Annotated in this window: 18 protein-coding genes; 7 read left to right on the top strand and 11 right to left on the bottom strand. The window is 70.0% G+C overall.

All coding sequences use genetic code 11. The annotated features are described in order from the left end of the window. Positions 1-104: 104 nt before the first annotated feature. Together RN743_RS04465 and RN743_RS04460 are read left to right on the top strand one after the other, a co-directional pair. Positions 105-3,326, top strand: a complete 3,222-nt coding sequence (locus tag RN743_RS04465) for a hypothetical protein (RefSeq protein WP_310776688.1) — start codon at positions 105-107, stop codon at positions 3,324-3,326. Further along, the gene (locus tag RN743_RS04460) at positions 3,323-4,972 is read left to right on the top strand and encodes an amidase (RefSeq protein WP_310776686.1); all 1,650 of its coding nucleotides are present in this window, start codon (positions 3,323-3,325) and stop codon (positions 4,970-4,972) included. Before RN743_RS04465 ends, RN743_RS04460 begins: the two co-directional genes overlap by 4 nt. Positions 4,973-5,105: 133 nt before the next feature. On the opposite strand, the gene RN743_RS04455 is transcribed toward RN743_RS04460, so the two are convergent. The 5 genes from RN743_RS04455 to RN743_RS04435 all read right to left on the bottom strand — a co-directional run bounded on the left by RN743_RS04455 (position 5,106) and on the right by RN743_RS04435 (position 9,105). Continuing rightward, entirely contained in the window at positions 5,106-5,894 is a 789-nt protein-coding gene (locus RN743_RS04455; RefSeq protein WP_310776681.1) for a hypothetical protein, read from the bottom strand. A gap of 47 nt (positions 5,895-5,941) precedes the next feature. Continuing rightward, on the bottom strand, positions 5,942-6,793 hold the full coding sequence (locus tag RN743_RS04450) for a DUF4097 family beta strand repeat-containing protein (RefSeq protein WP_310776679.1): 852 nt from the start codon (positions 6,791-6,793) through the stop codon (positions 5,942-5,944). Further along, on the bottom strand, positions 6,793-7,545 hold the full coding sequence (locus tag RN743_RS04445; RefSeq protein WP_310776676.1) for a zf-HC2 domain-containing protein: 753 nt from the start codon (positions 7,543-7,545) through the stop codon (positions 6,793-6,795). Before RN743_RS04445 ends, RN743_RS04450 begins: the two co-directional genes overlap by 1 nt. Before the next feature lie 8 nt (positions 7,546-7,553). After that, positions 7,554-8,135, bottom strand: coding sequence for an RNA polymerase sigma factor (locus RN743_RS04440; RefSeq protein ID WP_310776672.1), 582 nt, complete (start codon positions 8,133-8,135; stop codon positions 7,554-7,556). 73 nt (positions 8,136-8,208) lie between these two features. Further along, a complete protein-coding gene (locus tag RN743_RS04435; protein WP_310776669.1) occupies positions 8,209-9,105 on the bottom strand; it encodes a DMT family transporter in 897 nt (298 codons plus the stop codon). Between the two features lie 147 nt (positions 9,106-9,252). On the opposite strand from RN743_RS04435, the gene RN743_RS04430 reads away from it, so the two are divergent. Both RN743_RS04430 and ggt read left to right on the top strand, forming a co-directional pair. Continuing rightward, a complete protein-coding gene (locus tag RN743_RS04430; protein ID WP_310776666.1) occupies positions 9,253-10,122 on the top strand; it encodes a cyclase family protein in 870 nt (289 codons plus the stop codon). Positions 10,123-10,210: 88 nt separating this feature from the next. Then, complete coding sequence (ggt, locus tag RN743_RS04425; protein ID WP_310776663.1) at positions 10,211-11,974, top strand: gamma-glutamyltransferase; 1,764 nt, start codon at positions 10,211-10,213, stop codon at positions 11,972-11,974. Here ggt and RN743_RS04420 read toward each other — a convergent pair. Together RN743_RS04420 and RN743_RS04415 are read right to left on the bottom strand one after the other, a co-directional pair. Beyond that, the gene (locus RN743_RS04420; RefSeq protein WP_310776660.1) at positions 11,971-12,738 is read right to left on the bottom strand and encodes a hypothetical protein; all 768 of its coding nucleotides are present in this window, start codon (positions 12,736-12,738) and stop codon (positions 11,971-11,973) included. The genes ggt and RN743_RS04420 overlap by 4 nt on opposite strands. Further along, positions 12,735-13,310, bottom strand: coding sequence for a PadR family transcriptional regulator (locus tag RN743_RS04415; protein ID WP_310776655.1), 576 nt, complete (start codon positions 13,308-13,310; stop codon positions 12,735-12,737). The genes RN743_RS04420 and RN743_RS04415 overlap by 4 nt, the downstream gene beginning before the upstream one ends. A 240-nt stretch (positions 13,311-13,550) precedes the next feature. Between RN743_RS04415 and RN743_RS04410 the strand changes: the two genes are divergently transcribed. Both RN743_RS04410 and RN743_RS04405 read left to right on the top strand, forming a co-directional pair. Next, positions 13,551-14,396 carry a prohibitin family protein gene (locus RN743_RS04410; RefSeq protein ID WP_310776653.1) on the top strand — a complete coding sequence of 282 codons (846 nt, stop codon included), beginning with the start codon at positions 13,551-13,553 and terminating at the stop codon, positions 14,394-14,396. A gap of 146 nt (positions 14,397-14,542) precedes the next feature. Next, positions 14,543-15,496 carry a PDZ domain-containing protein gene (locus RN743_RS04405; RefSeq protein ID WP_310776651.1) on the top strand — a complete coding sequence of 318 codons (954 nt, stop codon included), beginning with the start codon at positions 14,543-14,545 and terminating at the stop codon, positions 15,494-15,496. Here RN743_RS04405 and RN743_RS04400 read toward each other — a convergent pair. Beyond that, positions 15,493-16,584 (bottom strand): PA0069 family radical SAM protein, encoded by a 1,092-nt coding sequence (locus RN743_RS04400; RefSeq protein WP_310776649.1) that lies wholly within the window; start codon positions 16,582-16,584, stop codon positions 15,493-15,495. The two genes, RN743_RS04405 and RN743_RS04400, sit on opposite strands and share 4 nt — an antisense overlap. A gap of 142 nt (positions 16,585-16,726) precedes the next feature. Then, positions 16,727-17,347 (bottom strand): hypothetical protein, encoded by a 621-nt coding sequence (locus tag RN743_RS04395; RefSeq protein ID WP_310776647.1) that lies wholly within the window; start codon positions 17,345-17,347, stop codon positions 16,727-16,729. A 205-nt stretch (positions 17,348-17,552) separates the two neighbouring features. Here RN743_RS04395 and RN743_RS04390 point away from each other — a divergent pair, with 205 nt between their 5' ends. After that, complete coding sequence (locus tag RN743_RS04390; RefSeq protein ID WP_310776645.1) at positions 17,553-19,328, top strand: amidohydrolase; 1,776 nt, start codon at positions 17,553-17,555, stop codon at positions 19,326-19,328. Here RN743_RS04390 and RN743_RS04385 read toward each other — a convergent pair. Together RN743_RS04385 and RN743_RS04380 are read right to left on the bottom strand one after the other, a co-directional pair. After that, a complete protein-coding gene (locus tag RN743_RS04385; protein ID WP_310776643.1) occupies positions 19,291-20,418 on the bottom strand; it encodes a hypothetical protein in 1,128 nt (375 codons plus the stop codon). The genes RN743_RS04390 and RN743_RS04385 overlap by 38 nt on opposite strands. 32 nt (positions 20,419-20,450) lie before the next feature. Further along, complete coding sequence (locus tag RN743_RS04380; RefSeq protein WP_310776640.1) at positions 20,451-21,176, bottom strand: hypothetical protein; 726 nt, start codon at positions 21,174-21,176, stop codon at positions 20,451-20,453. Positions 21,177-21,203: the final 27 nt, after the last annotated feature.

Here is a 21,203-nt window from a genome sequence, read left to right as displayed (position 1 = left end):
CTCTGGGCGGGGCGGACGGGTCTTGTCAGCCGGGCTTGCCCGGCGCACCGTGCTTGCCCGGCACATTCCCGGCATTCGTTCAGCTCAACCCGGCGAGGCACAACATGCGCGTCCGACCTTTCTGCGCGTTCTTCGCGCTTCTCATCCTCTCGCTTCCGGCCGTCGCGCCGCTGGCGGCGCAGGCCGCTCCCGATCCGGCGGCCTACGAAACGCTCCGGTGGCGGAACATCGGTCCCGAGGGGAATCGCTTCAGCGCGGCGGCGGGGATCCCCGGCCAGCCGTACACCTACTACGTGGGCGCGGCCTCGGGCGGGATCTACAAGACGACGGACGGCGGCGTGAACTGGGACGAGATGTTCGACGACCAGCCGGTGCAGTCGATCGGCTCGCTCGCCGTCTCTCCGACGGACCCCAACATCGTCTGGACGGGGACGGGGGAAGGGAAGATCCGCAGCCACGTCTCGGTCGGGCAGGGCGTCTACAAGTCGACGGACGCGGGGGAGACGTGGACCCTCATGGGACTCGAACCCACGGGGCGGATCCCGCGGCTCGTCATCCACCCCGCGAACCCGGACATCGTCTACGTGTGCGCGTTGGGCCACTCCTACGGGCCGCAGCCGGAGCGGGGCGTCTACCGGACGACGGACGGCGGAGAGAGCTGGGAGCACGTCCTCTTCATCGACGAGGACACGGGGTGCTCGGACATCGCGATGGATCCGACGAACCCGCGCATCCTCTTCGCGGGCACGTGGCAGCTCGAGATCCACACCTGGGGGCGCACGAGCGGCGGCCCGGGCGGAGGTCTGCACGTGTCGCGCGACGGCGGGGATACGTGGGAGAAGCTGAACGGGCCGGACAACACGATCGGCCTGCCGAAGAAGCCCGTGGGCAAGGTGGCCGTGGCGGTCGCGCCCTCGAACCCGCAGCGGATCTACGCGATGCTGGAGACGGGGGACGGGATTCCCTGGGACGGCGAGCCGACCGAGGACGGCCAGCTGTGGCGCTCGGAGGACGGGGGCCGCACGTGGTCGCTCATCACGCGCAACCGGAACGCAATGGGGCGGCCGCACTACTACTCGCGCGTCGTGATCTCGCCGGATGACGAGGACGAGGCCTACTTCCTCACCGCCTCCTTCACGGTGTCGACGGACGGCGGGCGGACGCTGGATGTGACGCCGCGTCCGCAGGCGCCCGGCGGCGATCACCACGACATGTGGATCGACCCCACGAACCCGGACCGCATGATCGTGGCGCACGACCAGGGGCTCTCGATTTCGATCAACCGCACGAAGACGTGGTTCCGGCAGCGGCTCACGAACGCGCAGATGTACCACGTGACGGTGGACAACGCGGTCCCCTACAACGTGCTCGGGAACAAGCAGGACGAGCCGACCTATCGCGGCCCCAGCAACAGCCGGATCCTCGGCGTGCGGGGCATCAACCACATCCCGCGCGGCATGTGGCACCACGTGGGGGGCGGCGAGAGCGGCTTCGCCACCCCGGACCCGACCGACCCCGACATCGTGTGGTCCTCGGCCTCGGGGTCGGGGATGGTGGGAGGGATCGTCGTCCGCTACGAGGAGGAGCGGCGGCAGTACCGCGCCGTCGAGGTGTGGCCCGAGCAGAGCCGGGGGCCGGCCTCCGGCGTGCGCTACCGCTTCATCTGGGACGCGCCGGTCCACATCTCCCCGCACGACAACGAGACGGTCTACGTGGGGAGCCAGCACGTGCACCGCACGCGGAACCGCGGGCAGAGCTGGGAGGTGATCAGCCCGGACCTGACGCTGAACGACCGCAGCCGGATGGGCCTCTCGGGCGGGCTCACGGGCGACAACATCGGCGTGGAGTACGCGGGCACCGTGTTCGGCATCGCGGAGTCGCCCATCGAGGCGGGCCTCATCTGGGCGGGCACGAACGACGGCAAGCTCCACATCACGCGAGACGGCGGGGAAAACTGGACGGACGTGACGGGCAACGTCACCGGGCTGCCGGAGTGGATCGGCGTGCGCAGCATCGCGCCCTCGCGCTACGACGCGGGCACCGCCTACATCGCGGCGGACGGCCACCAGGTGAACATCCGCGACCCGCACGTCTACCGGACGCGCGACTTCGGCGCCTCGTGGGAGAGGATCGTCGACGGCATCCCGCCCAGCATGCTCAGCTACACGAAGATCATCATCGAGGACCCGGTGCGGCAGGGACTGCTCTACGTGGGGACGGAGAACGCGATCTACGTCTCCTTCAACGACGGGGACGACTGGCAGCCGCTGCAGAACAACCTGCCGGCGGCGCCCGTGTCGGGGATCGTCATCCAGGAGCACTTCAACGACCTCGTCGTGGGCACGTACGGGCGCGGGTTCTGGATCTTCGACGACCTGTCGCCGATCCAGCAGTTGACGCCCGAGGTGATGGCGTCGGCCTCGCACCTGTTCGCGCCGCGCGACGCGTACCGCTTCCGGCCGATTACGCCGCCCTCGATTCCGTACGACGACCCCACGATCGGAGAGGATCCGGAGTACGGGGCCTCGATCAACTACTGGCTCGCGGGGGAGACCTCCGAGACGCCGACGATCGAGATCCTGGATGGGTCGGGGGCGGTCGTGCGCACGCTGGAGGCGCCGAACCGCGCGGGCGTGAACCGGATCCACTGGGACCTGAGGGACGAGACCAACGAGCCGATCCGGATGCTCACGTCGCCGATGTATGCCGAGCACATCGAGGTCGGGGAAGAGGGACGGCCGGCGCCGGGAGGGGCGCAGATCTCGGTGCTGATGCCGCCGGGACAGTACACGGTGCGGCTCACGGTGGACGGGGCGACGCACGAGCAGCCGCTCACGGTGCTGAAGGACCCGCATTCGGCGGGGACGGAGGCGGACATCGCCGAGCAGCTCGCCTTCATCCGCGAGGTGCGCGAGGACGTCGTGCGGGCGGGCGAGGCCGTGCACCGCGTGGAGGCGATGCGCGTCCAGCTCGGGACGCTGTCGCGGTTCGCGGAGGACGAGGAACTCTCCGCGTCGGTCGAGGATCTGAGGCAGAAGCTGATCGAGCTGCAGGAGACGATGGTCGACCTGCGCCTCACGGGGCAGGGCCAGGACGGGGTGCGCTTCGAGGCCCGGCTCCTGCAGAAGCTCGGCTACCTGGTCGGCGCACTGGCGATCGCGGACTTCCAGCCCACGGACCAGCAGGTGGAGGTGAAGGCGCTGCTGCGCGAGCAGCTCGAGGCGCACCTGGCCGAACTGGAGGACCTGGTGAGGACGGACGTCGCGGCGCTCAACGAGACGCTGCGCGGGCTCGGCATGCTCATCATCACCGACGACGCCCCATGATAGACCGTCGAGGCTTCATCGGAGCCACCGTTGCTGGAGGACTCGGTGCGGTGGCCGCGGCCTCGGGCTGCGCGCCTGAGGGTGGGTCCGACGACCCCGCCGCCGGCGCGGCTGGCGACGCGGGCGCCGCAGCGGCGGTGCCGCCCTTCGAACTGGACGAGGTGACGGTCGACGAGCTCCAGGCGAGCATGGCGTCGGGCGAGCGCACGGCCCGCTCGATCGCGGAGATGTACCTGGAACGCATCGAGGCGCTGGACGGCCAGGGACCGGAACTGCGCTCGATCATCGAGACGAACCCCGACGCGCTCGCGATCGCGGACGAACTCGACGCCGAGCGCGCGGCGGGGCACGTGCGCGGGCCGCTGCACGGCATCCCGGTCGCGCTGAAGGACAACATCGACACGCACGACCGGATGACGACGACGGCGGGGTCGCTCGCATTGGAGGGCTCCATCCCGCCGCAGGACTCGTTCGTGGCCGCGCGGCTGCGCGAGGCCGGGGCCATCGTCGCGGCCAAGGCGAATCTCTCGGAATGGGCCTATTTCCGAGGAATCAGGGCGACGAGCGGCTGGTCGGCGCGCGGCGGCCAGTGCCGGAACCCCTACGCGCTCGACCGGAACCCGTGCGGTTCGAGTTCGGGCTCCGGCGTCGCGGCGTCGGCGAACCTCTGCGCGCTCACGGTGGGGACGGAGACGGGCGGTTCCATCATGTGTCCCTCGTCGAGCAACGGCATCGTGGGCATCAAGCCGACGGTCGGACTGTGGAGCCGGGCCGGGGTCATCCCCATCTCCCATTCGCAGGACACGGCGGGACCCATGTGCCGGACCGTTCGCGACGCGGCCGCCCTGCTCGGCGCCTGCACGGGCGTGGACCCGCGAGATCCGGCCACCGCCGCGAGCGAGGGCCGCGCGCACGCCGACTATACACAGTTCCTCGACCCGGCCGGGCTTCAGGGCGCCCGCATCGGCGTCGTGCGCAGCTTCCCCGGCTTCGACCCGCGCGTGCTGGCGCTGTTCGACGAGGCGATTGAGGCCATGCGGGCCGAGGGCGCGGTCATCGTGGATCCGGCCAACATGGACGCGGCGGCGTGGAACGACCCTCTTTCGCTCGTGCTGTTGGAATACGAGTTCAAGGCCGGCCTCAACGCCTATCTCGCCGGCCTGGGTCCGGACGCACCGGTGAAGAGTCTGGCCGAAGTCATCGAGTTCAACGAGCGAAACGCCGAGCGGGAGATGCCGCATTTCTGCCAGGAGCGTCTGATTGCGTCCGAGTCCAGGGGGCCGCTCACGGACCCCGAATACTTGAACGCCGTCGCCACCATCCAGCGCGCGAACCGGGAAGATGGCATCGACCGGCTGGCGCGGGAGCACGACCTGGATGCGATCGTCGCTCCGACGCGCGATCTCCCGTGGCCGACCGACCACATCAAGGGGGACAGGCTCGACGGCGGATCGTCCGCCGCGCCCGCCGCGATCGCCGGCTATCCCGACATCACCGTGCCGATGGGCTTCGTGCGCGGACTCCCGGCGGGCGTCTCGTTCTTCGGGCCCGCCTGGACGGAGCCCACGCTGCTGCGGATCGCCTACGCCTACGAGCAGGCCACGAACCAGCGCCGTGCCCCGACGTTCGCTACGACCCTCGGCTGAACGAAGCCCGAAGTTGCTTCGGGTGCCTGCTCGCCAGTAGGCTCCACCCTCAGATACCCGCCGGCAGCGTGCTGTCGGCTCAAGGGCCGCTCCTTATGGGGCGGCCCTTGCTTTTTTGGGGTGACGACCGCCGTTAGCCTCCGCGTACGAGGGCGATGCCGCCGTTGACCGTACCCAACGTGATCTCGGGGCCGCCGTCGCCGATCTCGCCGGAGGCGGACCTCGGTCCCCAGCGCCCGCGGATCGTGAGCGGGAACTCCGTGTCGATGGCGCCGTTGACCGTCCGGATTGAGACATCCGCATCGATCCCAGCGGGCAGGACGAGCCGGATTCCCCCGTTTACCGTGACGAAACGGAGATCGTCCGAGGGCTGACTCGCCAGCCGCGCCTCGATCGAACCGTTGACCGTGGTTGCGGACACCGGCCCCGCCCCCGCGACCGAGATGTTCCCGTTGACGGTTCGCGCCTCTACTTCGTCGGAGATGTCCTGCGTTTCGATCTCCCCGTTCACGGTCCGCGCCTCGAGGTCGACTCCAGGCGGGACCTCGACGGTGAAGTGGACCTTCACATCGTTGTCGCGGACGTTCATCTCGTAGTCGCCTTCCCGCCCGCACCGGTTCGGGTCGCGCCCGCGCCTCGACGGGTAGACGGCGCAGATGAGAACGCCGCGCCGGTCCTCGACGACCTCGATGCGGACCGCGTCCGGATCGTCGTCGTCCCACTGCTTCGTGGCACGAACGCGGACTTGGCCGCCGCTCGCCGCACTCGCCACGATCGAGCCGTTCACGCCCCGGATCGTGACCGCGTCTCCGGGATCCACCGACCCCTGCCATTCGAAGTCCTGGGCCCGCGCTTCCACCGCCCCCAGGCACACAAGCCATGCCGCCGCCGCGGCGAGTTGTCGCACTGTATTCCGCATCATGCTGCTCCCGATTTCGTGGGTTACTGGCTATTCGATTGAGTTCGTAGCTAGTCGAGGTCGGGGGTACGCTCGCCCGGTCGGACGAGAAGGATGTCTCCGTCGAACGACTTCAGCGTCACGGCGGCCGAGCCGTCGCCGACCGTGAACTCTCCTCCGCGCACGCTGCCTCCCCGGAACTGGATGGGGAACGAGGGGTCGAGTTCTCCGTCGAAGGTGGACACGGAGATGCGCGCGCCGGCGTTCTCCGGAACGGCGAACGTCACATCGCCATCGTGGGTGCTGAGCGAGTACGTGCCGTTGCCGTGAAGGGTGCCGTCGTACCAGACGTCGCCGTCCACCGTGGCGACGGAGATGGCGCGCGTATCGGCGTTCGTGACGATGATGTCGGCGTCGATGCCGCTGATGCTCATGGCTCCCGCGACCTGATCGAGCCACACGTCGCCGTCGGTCACGCTGACCGTCGCGGCTCCGGCGTTCGATATCCTCACGGAGCCGTCCAGCGTGGCAACGCTGACGCCGCCGGCGCCGTCGATCTCCACGTCTCCGTCGGCCGTCCTCACGGACACGGAGCCGCCGACGATGCCGGCGACCGTGACGTCGCCCTCCTGTCCGACCACGCTCACGTCGACGTCCTCGGGGAGGTAGATGAGGAGGTCCGCGCCGTCGCCACTCGGGCTCGAGCCGAGCCGGATCGTGCCGCCCGAGGATTGCACGCGAATCCGGCCGTCATCGTCGTCGAGCACGGCCCGCGCCTCGCGGTTGGCCGCGCCCATCACGCGGATATCTCCCTCGCGGTGTTCGATCTCGATGCGCGCGCCCTCGGGCACGACGAACGTCGTGTCGCGCGCGCCGGGGTTCGTCGCTGCGAGAGCGGCCAGGACCACCGTCGCCGGGGCCATCAGTCGGTCGCCGCGAGTTGAACGGCCTGGGCAAGGAACTCCGATTTACGCCGCATCGTGTTCTCCATGTGTTGCTGGATGTAGGGGTCATCGGGCAGTTCGAGCAGCGCCGCGCGGGCGTCCTCGATGGCCCGGTCGATCGTCACGAGCGCGCGGCGGATGCGCGCCACGGTCTCCGGCGGCAGCGGCCGCTCCGCGTCGAACAGCACGCGCTCAAGCTCGCCGATCAGACGGGCGTACTCCTCGGCGCTCGAACCGCCGTCCTCCAGCGTCGAGGCGCTTTGCGCGGCCGGGGGCAGGAGCGACGGGAGGCCGAGCCCCGGCGTCGAGCCCTGGGCGCCGGGCGTTCCCTCGACATCGTCCCGCGCCACGGCCGTCCACACGAGGGCCCCGGAGAGCCACGCCAGCGCGATGCCGGCCGCGAGTTGCGGCGCGAAACGCGTGATGAGGCCGGCGGGCGGTCGGCGCCGGGCCGGCGCTTTGGAGGTGTCGGGCGCCGCGCCCGCGAGGCCGGTGGGCCGGGCGCCGATCCGCGTCGCGATGCCGGGCCAGAGGTCCTCGGCCGGTTCGCGCGGCCCGAGGCTCGCGGCCCGCTCCACGACGGCTTCGAGCTCGGCGAGCGTCCGGGCGGAGTCCTCGCAACGCTCCAGGTGCCGCTCGATCAGGACCTCCTCCTCGACGCCGAGGCTGCCGTCGATGTACTCCGAGAGACGGTCCCGAAAGCGATTCTTCCGCTGTTCTCGATCTGTCATCGGCTCAACTACCTCTCCAGGTGCCGTCTCAGAATCATCCGCGCCCGGTGCAACTGGGATTTGGACGTGCCGGCCGTGATGTCCAACTGCTCCGCGATCTCACGGTGCTTGTACCCCTCGACGTCGTGCAGGACGAAGACCTCGCGCGCCCCATCCGGCAGCCGTTCGAGCGCGACCTCGAAGTCGAGGCGGATCTCGATGCTGTCGTGCCGCGCCCGGGCCACAGCCAGCGGAATCTCGTTCGCCATCTCCCGTTCCCGTTGCAGCTTCAGCGCTCGCAGCCGGCTGCACAGGAGGTTCACCGCCAGCCTGTACAGCCACGAACTGAAGGCCGATTCGCCGCGGAAGGTCCCGAGCTTCTCCCACGCCCGCACGAAGACATCCTGCGTGAGTTCGTCCGCCCGTTCGCTCCCGGCCATTCGGCACGCGAGTCCGTAAACCCGCGAGACGTGGGCGCGGTAGAGGCGCTCGAACGCCTCCGCATCCCCGAACGTCGCCGCCCGCACGTCCGCCTCGACGCCGGTGGAAGGCTGCCCCTCCGCCCGCGCGTCCGGCCCGTGTTCCCGGGGTTTTCCGTTCGGTTCGATCACGTCCTGGTCCGCGTTCCCGTTTCGATCTTGGGACGCGCCCTGTGTCCGAAAGGTTGGAGCGCCGCCCGGCCTGTCAGGGGTGGCCATCGGCGATGTCCGGCGGGATATCCGACTGTGGCTCCAGCCGGAGCGAGAGGACGCCGGCGAGGATGAGCGCGGCGCCGAGCCACTGACCGGCCGAGAGGCGGTCGCCGAGCACGGCCGCGGCGAGCGCGAGCGTCACGGCGGGCTCCATGGTGGCGGCGGTCGCCGCCCGGCCCGGGCCGATCCACTGGATCCCGATGAGGAAGGCCGTGATGGGGACGGCGGTGGAGAAGAGGCCGATCGCGCCCAGGAGGAGCAGCGGGGCGGGCGCGAGCGGCACGCCGATGCCCCCCGTGGCCAGCCCGGCTACCGAGATCGCGATGGCGGTGGACGTCAGCGCCACGGCCGTCGCGGAGATGGGCGGCAACCCCGCGAAGCCGCCGTGGCTCCTCACGATCCACAGGGCCAGGAACACGACCGCGAGCATGACGAGTCCCACGCCCAGCGGATCGCCCCCTCCGAATCCGGTTCCGACGGTCAGCGCGCACCCGGCGGTCGTGAGCGCCAGGGCGGCGATGCGGCGCGGCGTCAGCCGTTCGCCGACCCAGAGCCGGGCGAGGAGCACGGTCATCGCCGGATAGGTGAACAGGACGAGCGTCGCGACCGAAGCCGGCAGGCGGTCGAGCCCCAGCATGTAGCACGCCGAGTTGAGTGCGTACAGCAGACCGAGCAGGACGAGGCCGGTCCGCCGTCCGCGCGGGGGCCGGGGCCGCCCCGTGGCGACCACGAAGATCCAGAGCAACCCGCTCCCGAGCAGGAAGCGCCAGGCCAGCAGGGGCAGAACCTCGACGCCCTCCGCGAGCGCGAGCTTGGCGAAGATCGGCAGGGCCCCATACCCGAGGGAGGCAAGGAATACGACGAGGAGGCCCCGAGTGATCTTGCGCATGGCCGAATCTCGCTTCGCCAACCGCGAGTCGCCACTTTCAGGGCCCGGGCGACACCCCGTACGGCCCACCGGACGACGCCCCCGCGGGGCCCACCGGACGGCCCGCCAGGACGCCCCGCAACGGCTCGGCAGGGAACGGAGAGTCACATGACGATTTCGGAGCTTTCGCGCGCGGCGGCCGCCGCCCTCGTCGGGTGCGCGGCGGTGGCCTGTTCGGTGTGGGTGGAGACGCCCGGCGACACGCCGGCCGCCTCGGAAGACGCGGGCTCCGAAGCTCCGGGACCGCTCGACCTGGCGGGCTACGACCTCGTCGACCTCAGCCACGCCTTCGGCGACGAGACGGTCTACTGGCCGACGGACACCGCCGGGTTCGAGTTGCAGGAGCTGGCCTTCGGCGAAACCGAGGGCGGCTACTTCTACTCCGCCTACTCCCTGGCCACGGCCGAGCACGGCGGCACCCACATCGACGCCCCCATCCATTTCCTCGAGGGAGGGCCCGATGTCGCGTCGATCCCGCTCAGGCGGCTCATCGGCCCGGCGGCGGTGATCGATGTGACCGCCCAGGCGGCCGCGGACGCCGACTACCGGCTGACCGTCGCCGATGTGGAGGCGCACGAGGCGGAGCACGGTCCGATCGAGCCCGGGAGCATCGTCCTCCTCAGGACGGGGTGGAGCGCGCGCTGGCCCGACGCCCTCTCCTACCTCGGCGACGACACGCCCGGGGATGCGTCGCAACTCCACTTCCCGAGCTACGGCGAGGCCGCAGCGCGCCTCCTCGTCGAGGAGCGGGGGGCCGCCGCCCTCGGAGCCGACGTGGCTTCCATCGACTACGGGCCGTCCACCGACTTCATCGTACATCAAATCGTCGCCGCGGCGAACGCGCCCGGTCTCGAGAATCTCACGAACCTCGACCGTCTTCCGGCCCGCGGCGCGACCGTCATCGCCCTGCCGATGAAGATCTCGGGCGGCTCGGGCGGCCCCCTGCGCGCCGTCGCGCTCGTGCCGCCGGGAAATTGACCGCCCGCTCTTTCCGGCCGCGCGCAGTCGCCCGACATTGCGCGCGACTGCGCGACATTGCCCGCGAAACCCTCGAGGAGGCCCTTCGATGCCCAGGAAGCATGCGCTAATGCCCCGGAAGCAAGCGTTCGCGTTCGCCGCCCGCACCCTCGCCGTGTGCGTGTCCGCCAGCATGGTTGTCCTCGCGCCGCTCGCCGCCCAGTCGGGCCGCATGGCGGCGCCGTCGCGGGGAGGCATGGTCGTGAGCAGCCACTACCTCGGCTCGGAAGCGGGCCAGGAGATCCTCGACAAGGGCGGCAACGCGGTCGACGCCGCCGTCGCCACGGCCTTCGCCCTCGCGGTGACCCTGCCCTCGGCCGGCAATGTGGGTGGCGGCGGGTTCCTCGTATACCACGGGGCGGACGGGGAAGTGACGACGTTCAATTTCCGCGAGAAGGCGGCGCTCGCGGCGACGGAGCGCATGTACCTGGGCCCGGACGGCGAAGTCCGGGACAACTCGAACCACATCGGCCTGCTCGCCGTCGGCGTGCCGGGCACCGTGGCCGGGATGTGGAAGGCGCACCAGCGCCTCGGCCGCCTGCCCTGGGCGGATCTCCTCGAGCCGGCGATCCGGCTGGCCGAGGACGGCATGCCCTCCACGTGGGCGATGCAGAACTGGCTCCGCTCCCTGCCCGGCCGGGCGGGGCCGCTCTATGACGCGACGCGCGCGGCCTTCCTCAAGGACGGCGTCCGCATGTACGAGCCGGGGGAGACCTTCCGGCAGCCGGACCTCGCCGAGACGCTGCGCCGCATCCAGGCCGACGGGCACGACGGCTTCTACCGCGGGGAGACGGCGAAGCTGCTGGCCGATTTCATGGCCGAGCACGGCGGGCTGATCACGGAAGAGGATCTGGCGCGTTACGAGGCGGACGAGTTGACCCCGATCCACGGCACGTACCGGGGCTACGACGTCTACTCGATGCCGCCGCCGAGTTCGGGCGGAACGGGGCTCGTGGAGATGCTCAACATCCTCGAGGGGTACGATCTCGCGGAGATCGGACACAATTCGGCGCTCTACCTGCACCTGCTCACCGAATCGATGCGGCGCTCGTACGCGGACCGGGCGCTCCATCTCGGGGATCCGAAGTTCAATCCCGACATGCCGATCGAGCGTCTGACCTCCAAGGAATACGCCGGCAGCCTCCGGGCGAGCATCGACATGGAGAAGGCCTCGAAGAGCGATTCGGCGGCCTTCAACGGGGCCTTCCTGCAGGCGAGCGAGGAGACGACGCACTACTCCGTGGTGGATTCCGAGGGGAACGCGGTCTCGGTCACGTACACGCTCGAGTTCGGCTACGGGTCCAGCGTCGTCGTCCCCGGCGCGGGTTTCCTGCTCAACAACGAACTGGGCGACTTCAACGCGGTCCCCGGCCGCACGAATTCACTCGGCACGATCGGGACGCCGCCCAATCTCGTGGCGCCGGAGAAGCAGCCCCTGTCCAGCATGACGCCGACGATCGTCGCGCGCGACGGCCGGCCGGTGCTCGCGATCGGGAGTCCGGGGGGGCGGACGATCATCAACACCACCCTGCAGGTGGTGCTCAACGTCATCGACCACGGGATGACCGGATCGCAGTTCGGCCGGGCCATCGAGTCGCCCCGCATCCACCACCAGTGGCTGCCCGACGTGACCTCGTTCGAGGAGTGGGGCTTCTCGCCCGATACCAAGCGTCTCTACGAAGGCATGGGACACGTGACGCGGACCCGCGGCGGGCAGGGGCAGGCGATGGGGATCTACATCGACTGGGACACGGGACTCCGCTGGGGCGCCTCCGACAGCCGCGCCTTCGACGGCGGCGCCCGCGGGAACTAGCGCCGGGTCACGGCCTGGCCGGAAGCCGGGCGCCGCGTGCGCGCCCCGCGGTTGAACTTCCGCCGGTACTTTCGGGTCCAGATGACGATGGCCGGGACGCCGATTGCGGTCGGGAGCAGCCACGGGACAAGCGCGAACGGCCCTTCGATCGCGTAGTCCCACAGGCGCGGCGCGCCGAAGACGGCGAAGGCGGTGTGGAACGCGATGCCGCCCGCTAGCATCGACGCCATGTGGCTGTAGAACCAGCCCATGGGCTCCTGGCCGGGCTTCCTCATGAGTCGCAGCATGCGCGACCCCGTGAGGAGGCCGATCGGACTCAGCCCCAGCAGGATCGGCGAGACGCTGGACCACAGCCCCAGCGCGAACGCGATGACGGCGACGCTCCCCGCGATGGACGCCCACGCGAGGACTTCGTGGAACGGCGTTCGCAGCGTTTCCGGCGCCCGTCGTGTGGCCACCGCCCGTATCGCCTGGCGCACCGCCGCGAACGTCGTCACGCCGAGGTAGCCGAGAAAGAGCGGGAGGCCGTAGAGGTCGGGCCGTTCCGCCACGCCGATACCCTGACTCAGCTGGTACGCGAACCGTCCCGCCGCCAGGACGACTGCCGACAGCGTCACCACGTAGGCGCACCAGGTGTAGACGAGCCCCGCCCGCACGTGCGCCCGGCCGCCCTTGCGGGCGAACACCGGAACCCAGAACGCCACGAGGCCGACGAAGCCCGCCGCCACGTGTATCCGGAGGAGCGCGTCGAGCAGCGGGTTCATGGTGCGGCTTCCGGCGGGCAGGCGAGGCGCCGGTCGATGGCCGCCAGCGTCAGGTCGCACCAGTTCACCTTCGCCCCGATGGAATCGATCCCCATGCGCAGCGTCGCGAAGCGGTGGAACCCGTCGTCGCTGTAGCGCTCCGGCCGGTCGCCGTGAGCCGCGAAGATCCTCCGTTCGATCGCGCGCAGTTCCGCGAGCCGGTCCGCCAGGTGGTCGCGCAGGTCCACCATGAAGGCACGCGTCTCGCGGAGGTCGTCGACCGCGCTCATGAAGTAGAGCTGGGCGAGGTAGGCGAACCGTTCCGCCCCGACTACCGGCCCGCCGCGCACCCAGCGGCGCAGTTCCGCCCGCCCCTCCCCGGTCAACGCGTAGACGCGGCGGTCCGGTCCCCTCGGGGAGGGTTCGAGTCGGCTTCGGAGCAGCCCGCGCTCTTCGAGCCGCTTGAGGGTGGGGTAGATCTGGCTGAGTTCGGCCGACCAGAAGTGCGCGACCGTCTCATTGAAGGCGGCCTTCAGGTCGTACCCGCTCGCGGGCTCCCGCAGCAGGCCGAGAAGGATGTGATCGAGGCTCATGGCACCGTCCGGGGCACGCTATATCAAGAACGATATACCTACTATATAAACGCCGTCATACCGAGTCAAGGCTGCCCGGAGCTCACGAATGATGCTCCCGCGCGGGGTGTAGCAGACCGTGCGGTCGCGCCGCGAGGTGGGAAGGGCGCGAGCGCGGGCTTATCTTGTAGTGAACGCAAACAAACACCGTCCGCGCGGCCCTGCGCCCGCGGGCACTGTCTCGGTTTTGGGAGGACGAGAATGGCTCAATCAGTGAAATCGCTCCGCATCGGCACGGTGGCCGCCGTCGCCGGGGTTCTCTTCGTGCTCATCCTGTTCGTGTTCGGCTTCAACCGCGTCGACGAGTACGAGGTGGCGGTCAAGCGGAACCCGGTGACCGGCGCCGTGGCGCCCCGCCCCTACACGCAGGGGTTGTACCACAACGTCCTGCGCTCGTGGACGAACTATCCGCTGCGCGAGGTCCAGTACCCGGCGGGCGGACAGGCTGAGCGCCTGGACGCCCTCACGTCGGACCAGCTCCAGATCGCGGTCGACGCGGCCTACCGCTACCGCATCAACCCGGACAGCGCCGTCCATCTCTATCTCACGGTGGGGAACGAGAACGCCGTCGCCTCGTTCGTCTACAACACGTATCGCTCCGCCATCCGCGACGCGATCGCGGAGATCGAGGCTTCGGACATCCTCTCCACCAACCGGACGGGCATCTCCGGCCGCATCGAGGCGCTGATGACGGACCGCCTCAACCCGCGCGGGCTCGAGATCACCGATTTCTTCGTGCGCGAGGTCGTGCCGCCGGAGACGATCCGCGAGGCGATCGAAGCCAAGCTGTCGCGCGAGCAGCAGGTGCAGTCCGAGGAGTACCAGACCCAGGTCGTGGTCGAGCAGGCGAACCAGCAGCGCGCGGAGGCCGAGGGGATCCGGGATGCGCAGGACATCATCGCGGAGAGCCTCGCCGGCATCTCGGGCCAGCGCTACCTGTACTGGCGCTACCTGGAGATGCTCGGACGGATCGGCGAGGGGAGCAACAACATGGTCATCGCGCCGACCGAGGGAGGCATCCCCCTCTTCTTCGCCCCGGACCGCTAGCGGCGCCCCCGCAGCCGGGTCTCGCCACGGGTCGCCGGAGTCGGGCAACCGGCGGCCCTCTCCGGAGTGTCCGACCCCTCAGGAAAAGAAGGCCGACACGAAGGCCGTGATTCACAACCTGGGGGAACGGTCCCGAGGGAGGATACATGAAGAACTGGAGAGATTCGCTCGCCGTCGGGCTTGCGTTGGCGCTGGTTGCCGGGTTGTCCTCGGGTTTGGCCCCGGCCGCGGCCCAGGAGGAGGATGAGGACGATCGGCGCGAACAGGTCCGGATCGCCTTTTCCGGGGGTGGGGCATACCTCGGGGTGCAGATCCTGGATGTCGACGGGGAGCGCGCCTCGGAACTCGGGATGTCTCGCCCGTACGGCGTCTATATCGACGGGGTCATGGACGGTGAGCCGGCGTGGGAAGCCGGCGTCGAGGAGGGCGACGTGGTCGTGGCCTGGTATGGCGAGCGCGTCGAGAGCGTGGCGGAACTCCGGCGGCTGCTGAGCGAGACCCCGCCCGGACGCGTCGTGGATCTGACGGTGCTGCGCGACGGAGCGGAGCGCGACGTATCCGTCGAACTTGGGGAGCGCATGGGCGTCTTCTCGGGCGGCCGCGGTTTGACGTTCATGTCCCCGCAGATCGACCTGTCGAGCCGCGTAGTGGACGCTTCGCGGGAGCGGGTGCGCGCCGCGGAGCTCGCCGAGCGAGCGCGCGAACTGGAGGTACGGGTCCGGGAGGCGCAGGAAGGCGTGGCGGAGGGGTTGAGTCGCGTCGTCTACCTGTCGTCGGGGCTGCGGCTCGGCGCGAACACGCAGCGCCTGGGCGATCAGCTCGCGGAGTACTTCGGCGTGGAAGGCGGCGTCCTCGTCACCTCGGTGTTTGAGGACACGCCGGCGGAGGAGGGCGGTCTGCGGGCGGGAGACGTGATTGTCGGACTCGGCGACGAGGAGGTCGACGACCCCAACGACCTGCGCCGGGCGCTCGTGGACCTGGAGCCGGGGGAGGTGTCGCTCCGCATCGTCCGCGACGGCGTGGAGCGGACGCTCACCGTCGAGTTGGAGGACGAGCGTCCGTTCAGGTGGCGGCGCGGCCTGGACGACCTCGGCAGCTAGCGCGGTTCGCCGCCGGACTCGTCGAACAGGCCCAGTTGGGGCCCGGCCCGCGGCGGCCGGAAGTGCTCCGCCGAGAGGTCGTAGTCGCGCGGCTCGATCCCGTGCTTCGCACGCGCGAGTGAGAAGAGCCGCGCGACCTGTTCGGCGAACGGGCCGCGCCCGCGCATCCGCTCCCCGAAGGTCGACGCATAGAGGCTCCCGCCCCTCAACTCGCGCATGCGGTTGAGCACCTTCCCCGCCCGGTCCGGGCAGTTGCGTCGCAGCCAATCCTCGAACAGGGCCGCGACCCCGAACGGCAGGCGAAGCATGATGTAGATCGCCCGCCCCGCCCCCGCCTTCGCCGCCGCCTCCAGGATGGCCGGGATCTCATGGTCCGTGAGTCCGGGAATCACCGGCGCGACGTTCACGCCCACCGGGATGCCCGCATCCGCCAGCCGCGCGATCGCGTCGAGCCGCCGCTCGGGGGTCGAGGCCCGCGGTTCGAGCTTTCGCTGCAGCGAGCGATCCAGCGTCGTGATGGAGAGTTGGACCCGCACCGCGTTGTAGCGCGCGAGTTCGCGCAGGAGGTCGATGTTCCGCGTCACCCGGTGGTGCTTGGTCACGATGCCCACCGGGTTCCGGGCTTCGGCCAGCACCTCGAGGCAGCGGCGGGTGATCCCGAGGCGGCGCTCCACGGGCTGATACGGGTCCGTGACTCCGCTGAGCACGAGCACCTGCGGCTTCCAGCGGGGCGAGGCCAGTTCCCGCCTGAGCAGCGCCGGGGCCTCCGGCTTGGCCAGAATCCGGCTCTCGAAGTCGAGTCCCGCGGAGAGCCCGAAGTACTCGTGCGTGGGTCGCGCATAGCAGTACGAACACCCCGTCTCGCAGCCGCGGTACGGGTTCAGGCTGGCGTCGAAACCGAGGTCGGGACTGTTGTTGTAGGAGATGATCGAGCGGGAGCGGTCCTCCAGAATCTCCGTCCGCGGGTCCGGATCGGACGCGAGTGTCCAGGCCTCCCGCTCGACCGCGAGAGGGAGGAAGCGGTTCGCCGGGTTGTGCGCGCTTCCGCGTCCCCGGATCGAGCGTCGCGGCTCCGAAACCCCGAGCATCGTCTCCCGTGCGACATATTTCGGTGTTTATTCGGTATTCGGAGTCATAATGGCGAAGGTGCGGTCCAAGGGTCAAGTGGCGCGAGTCCCCCCGGCCGCCGCGCCGGGCGGACCGCGGCACGAAGCTGGCCGCGCCTTGCCGCTAGAAGCTGATGCCGAGCCGGAGAGTCAGGGCGTCGTGCCGCGGCTCTCCATCGCCCCGAAGCACCTGCGACCCGACGGCGACATCGGACTCCATCAGCGCACCGAGCCCGAAGCCGTACCGCACCTCGGGCCAGAGCCGGAAACCGACGTCGAGTTCGAGGCCGACGCCGAACTCCGCGCGAACGGGACGTGCCGCGAGGAGGTCGTCCACGCCCGAAAACGTGCTGGACGGGAACGTCAGGACGGGCCCGCCCAGCACGTAGGGCTGAACGGCCGGCAGGGGGAGCCGGATGCGGAAGTCCAGCGGGATTTCCAGCAGGTCGATGTCGAACCGGACCCGTTCGTCCCCGGCCATCGCGACGAGTTCCGGCATGCGATGGTAGATCAGGGCCGGACGGACGGAGAAGGTCGCGAGATTCACGTTCAGGAACACCCCGACGTGATACCCATCGGTGAACTCCGTGAGATCGAATCCGTTCTCCGGCAGAAACTCCGCGAGCGTGTCGCGATTGTAGCCCGCGAGGATCCCGATCTGGGCTCCGGCCTCAGCCGGAAGGGCGCAGGCGAGGCCCAGCGCGAGGCTGGCTCCCCATCTTCGAGCGGTGCGTCTTCCCCCCATAGCGTTGGCCTGCTCTCACCTCGTTTGCGGAAGTTCCGGGGAGCGCCCGGGCGCCCGGCGGACTCCCGTGGAACGTACCCGCGCGGGCTCGGGCGGGGTAGCTGGGAGGACGGCTCCCGGCCGCGGCCTGTGCGCCGTCGTTAGCGCGCCGCTATGATGAGCCGCACCGCTCCAGGCGAGGCCAGTGCAGTACACGAGGGATACCATGATTCGACATCGCGAAGTTCCGTCCGTTTTCGTGCAATCGTTTCTTCTTCTGGCCCTCGCGGCCTGCGCGACCGACGCCGGGGACTCGGCGGCAACGGGCGGTGCGGCGGCCGGGGATCCGCCGGCGGGGGCGGCTGAACTCGTCCTCACGAATGGGAAGATCGCGACCCTGGCGGGCGAGGGAGGGGAGGTGGTCAGCGCCCTCGCGTCGAGGGAGGGGAGGATCGTCGCGCTCGGGGCGGACGACGAGGTCTCCGGATGGATCGGGGAGAGCACCGAGGTCATCGATCTCGGGGGCCGGCTCGCGATCCCGGGGTTCATCGAAGGCCACGGTCATTTCATGGGTCTGGGGAACGCGCGCATGATTCTCGACCTGACGACCGCCGACACCTGGGACGACATCGTCAGCCTGGTGGGCGAGGCGGCCTCGAGCGCGGAGCCGGGCGCCTGGATCAGCGGCCGCGGATGGCACCAGGAGAAGTGGAGCGAGCCGCCGGATCCGATGGTCGAGGGGCAGCCGGTCCACGACGGCCTCAGCGCGGTGAGCCCCGCCAATCCGGTCATTCTGACGCATGCGAGCGGGCACGCCTCCTTCGTGAACGAGAGAGCGCTCGAGTTGGCCGGAATCGACGCCGACACGCCCAACCCTCCGGGCGGCGAGATCGTGCACGACGCGACGGGACGGCCCACCGGCGTCCTGAGGGAGACGGCGCAGCGTCTGGCGCGGGCGGCGTTCGCCGAGGAGGAGGCGAACCGCTCCGAGGCCGAGCGCGACGAGCGGGCCCGCGAACAGGTACGGCTCGCGAACGAGGAACTGCTGCGGAAGGGCGTCACGAGCTTCCAGGACGCGGGTTCCGGATTCGGGACGGTGGACCTGCTCAGGACGCTCGCCGACGAGGGCGCGCTGCCGGTGCGGCTCTACGTGATGCTGCAGGGCGGGATGGAGACGCTCGAGGGGCGGCTGGACGACTATTACATGGTGGGATACGGGGGCGACCGGCTCACCGTGCGGTCGATCAAGCAGGTCGCGGATGGGGCGCTCGGGTCGCACGGCGCCTGGCTGCTCGAGCCCTATGCGGACATGCCATCCTCCATCGGCCTTCCGACGACGCCGCCTGAGGAGATCGAACGCATCGCGCGGCTCGCGATCGAGCGGGGCTATCAGGTCAATACGCATGCGATCGGCGACCGTGCGAACCGCGAGGTGCTCGACCTGTACGGGCGCACATTCGCCGACCACGCGGAGATGAGCGACCTGCGCTGGAGGATCGAGCACGCGCAGCATGTGAATCCGGCGGATATTCCGCGCTTCGCCGAACTCGGGGTCATCGCCTCCATGCAGGGCGTCCACGCCTGCTCCGACGGTCCCTGGATCATCCTCCGGCTCGGGCCGGGCCGGGCGCGCTCGGGCGCCTATGTGTGGCGGGACTTCATGCGGGCCGGAGTCATCGTGACGAACGGCACGGATGTCCCGGTCGAGGACGCGGACCCCCTGGCGAGCTTCCACTGCACGGTCACGCGCGTGATCGAGGGGGGCGAGACCTTCTTCGAGGGGCAGGCGATGACACGCGAGGAGGCGCTGCGCTCCTACACCTGGGCCAACGCGTACGCCGCGTTCGAGGAAGACCTCAAGGGGACGCTCGAAGTCGGGAAGCTGGCGGACATCACGGTCCTGTCCCGCGACATCCTCACGATTCCCGCGGACGAGATCCTGGAGACCGTGGTGGACTACACGATCATCGGCGGTCGCACGGAGTACAGCCGGGGGAGCTGACGGCCCCGTGTTCGACCTGACTGCGGAGGACCCAGTCGTAGTCGGCGGCGAATAACGCCTCCCGGGGATCGGCGGCGGGCCAGGCCTCGAGCGGGATGAAGGCGCCGGCGACGGAACCCATGCCGCCGTCCTCGATCACCGCATCGAACGGGTTTCGGTACTCGACGGTGATCCGGTAGCGGTGCTCCGGGACGACGAGCGCGCCCACGCCGCGCCCCCGGTGCGTGAGCGCCGGGATGTCCACGACGTGTCCATGCTCGTCGAGCCGGGGCCGGATGTCGTACAGCACCTCGCCCGTCGACAGGTTCTCGAACCGGAGCCGGGAGGCGTGCGCGTGCAGATGCCCGCCGAGACCGACGATGAGCCCGCGGATCGCCGGACTCGCATCCCACGTCTTGACCGAATGGCCGGGCGGAAGGTCCCATGCTTTCGTCGCGGAGACCTCGGGGTACATCGCGTCGAGATGAAACGGCGCCACCGGGTAGATGGGCAGGCGGGCGAGGCGCTCGTACTCGAGCGTCAGGTGGACCGTGACGCCCTGGTAGTCCACGTCGCTTGGATTGTGCAGCATCGTGAGCGCGAGGAATCTCGACCCGCCCTCCATCGGAATGCCGAACAGCCATCCGGGAAAGCTCACCGGCCTGGTCTCGTGGCTCGCCGCCAGGACCCGCAGCATGATCGGCAGGAACAGCTCCCGCCGCCCCGGGTCGAGCAGGTTCATGTGATGCAGCACAACGCGCGGGACCGGCTCGCCGTCGCCGTCGATGATGTGCGTGCGATAGCCGCGGATGGTCAGGTCGAAGGGGATGACGCCTTCCTGCACGGGCAACTGGGCCATGTGATGGGATGAGCCGGCGGGGAGGTCGATGGGCCCCAGGATGACCGCGAGTTCCTTGCGTTCCGGGTCATCCACGACCCGGATGCTCGCCGTCGACGCGGTCGGCCGGCCACCTTCGGGCGCTACGCCGTGGCCCGCATGCATCGCCTGCGCGCACACGGCGGGGACGACGCTTGCGAGCGAGGCCGCCGCCAGCATCGCGGCCGCCGCGGCCCGTCCGCCCCGCGGCCGGGATGTTGGCGGGCGCGTCATGGGTTCCGGTGCCGTTGTCCCGGCTCCGGGCGTTAGCGGCCGCCCTCGAACTTCTGCAGATCCTCCAGCAGATCGAGGAGCTTCTCGATCCGCTCCTTGATCTTCTTTCGGTCGAGGTTGGCATCGACTTCCAACTGGACTTCCGCCTCGTTCAGCGCGGATCCCACCTCCGCGGCCTTGAGGGAGAACGTCTCCCCGTGTCGCGCGGCGCGCAGCCTGACATCCCCCGCGGACGACCCGGCCGGGGCCTTCACGGTCTGGTCGATCCACAGTCCCCCTTGGCTCGCCGGCGACGGGGCTCGCGCGGCGAGGCGCAGCGCACCGAGTCCCTCGACATGAGCGATCCGTGCGCCTGCCACATTGGATGTCACGTCCATCCGGATCGTGATGCGGCCATCGTCGCTGACGGCCACCCGCGGAGTCGGTTCGGCGACCAGCACGGCGGAGCCGACCCGGTGGTTTCGAACGTGGGCGTCGTCGTGCCCGAGGCGGTCCAGCCACGCCCCGATGGCGCGCTCGACGCCTCCGTTGATCCGCCCGGCCGTGTGCGCGGTGCGGCGCAATTGCTCGGCGGCGAATTGGGGGGTGCGAAGCGAGCCCGGCGGATCGGCCCGTTCGACGAGGTTCGCGATCCCCTCCAGAGTCGCCGTACTCGCCTTCGCCGGTCCGGGCACGCTCGTGAGGTGGGAAAGGGCGGCCCAGACGCAGATCGCGAGGGCCCAGAGGGTGAAGGCGGCGGCGACTCTTCGAATGAACATCACGTCGGCTCCAGGGGGAGGTTCGAG

Origin of the sequence: Candidatus Palauibacter scopulicola (assembly GCF_947581915.1) — a bacterium.
In the GTDB taxonomy this organism is placed as follows: domain Bacteria; phylum Gemmatimonadota; class Gemmatimonadetes; order Palauibacterales; family Palauibacteraceae; genus Palauibacter; species Palauibacter scopulicola.
This window is presented reverse-complemented; position numbering and strand designations above follow the sequence as displayed.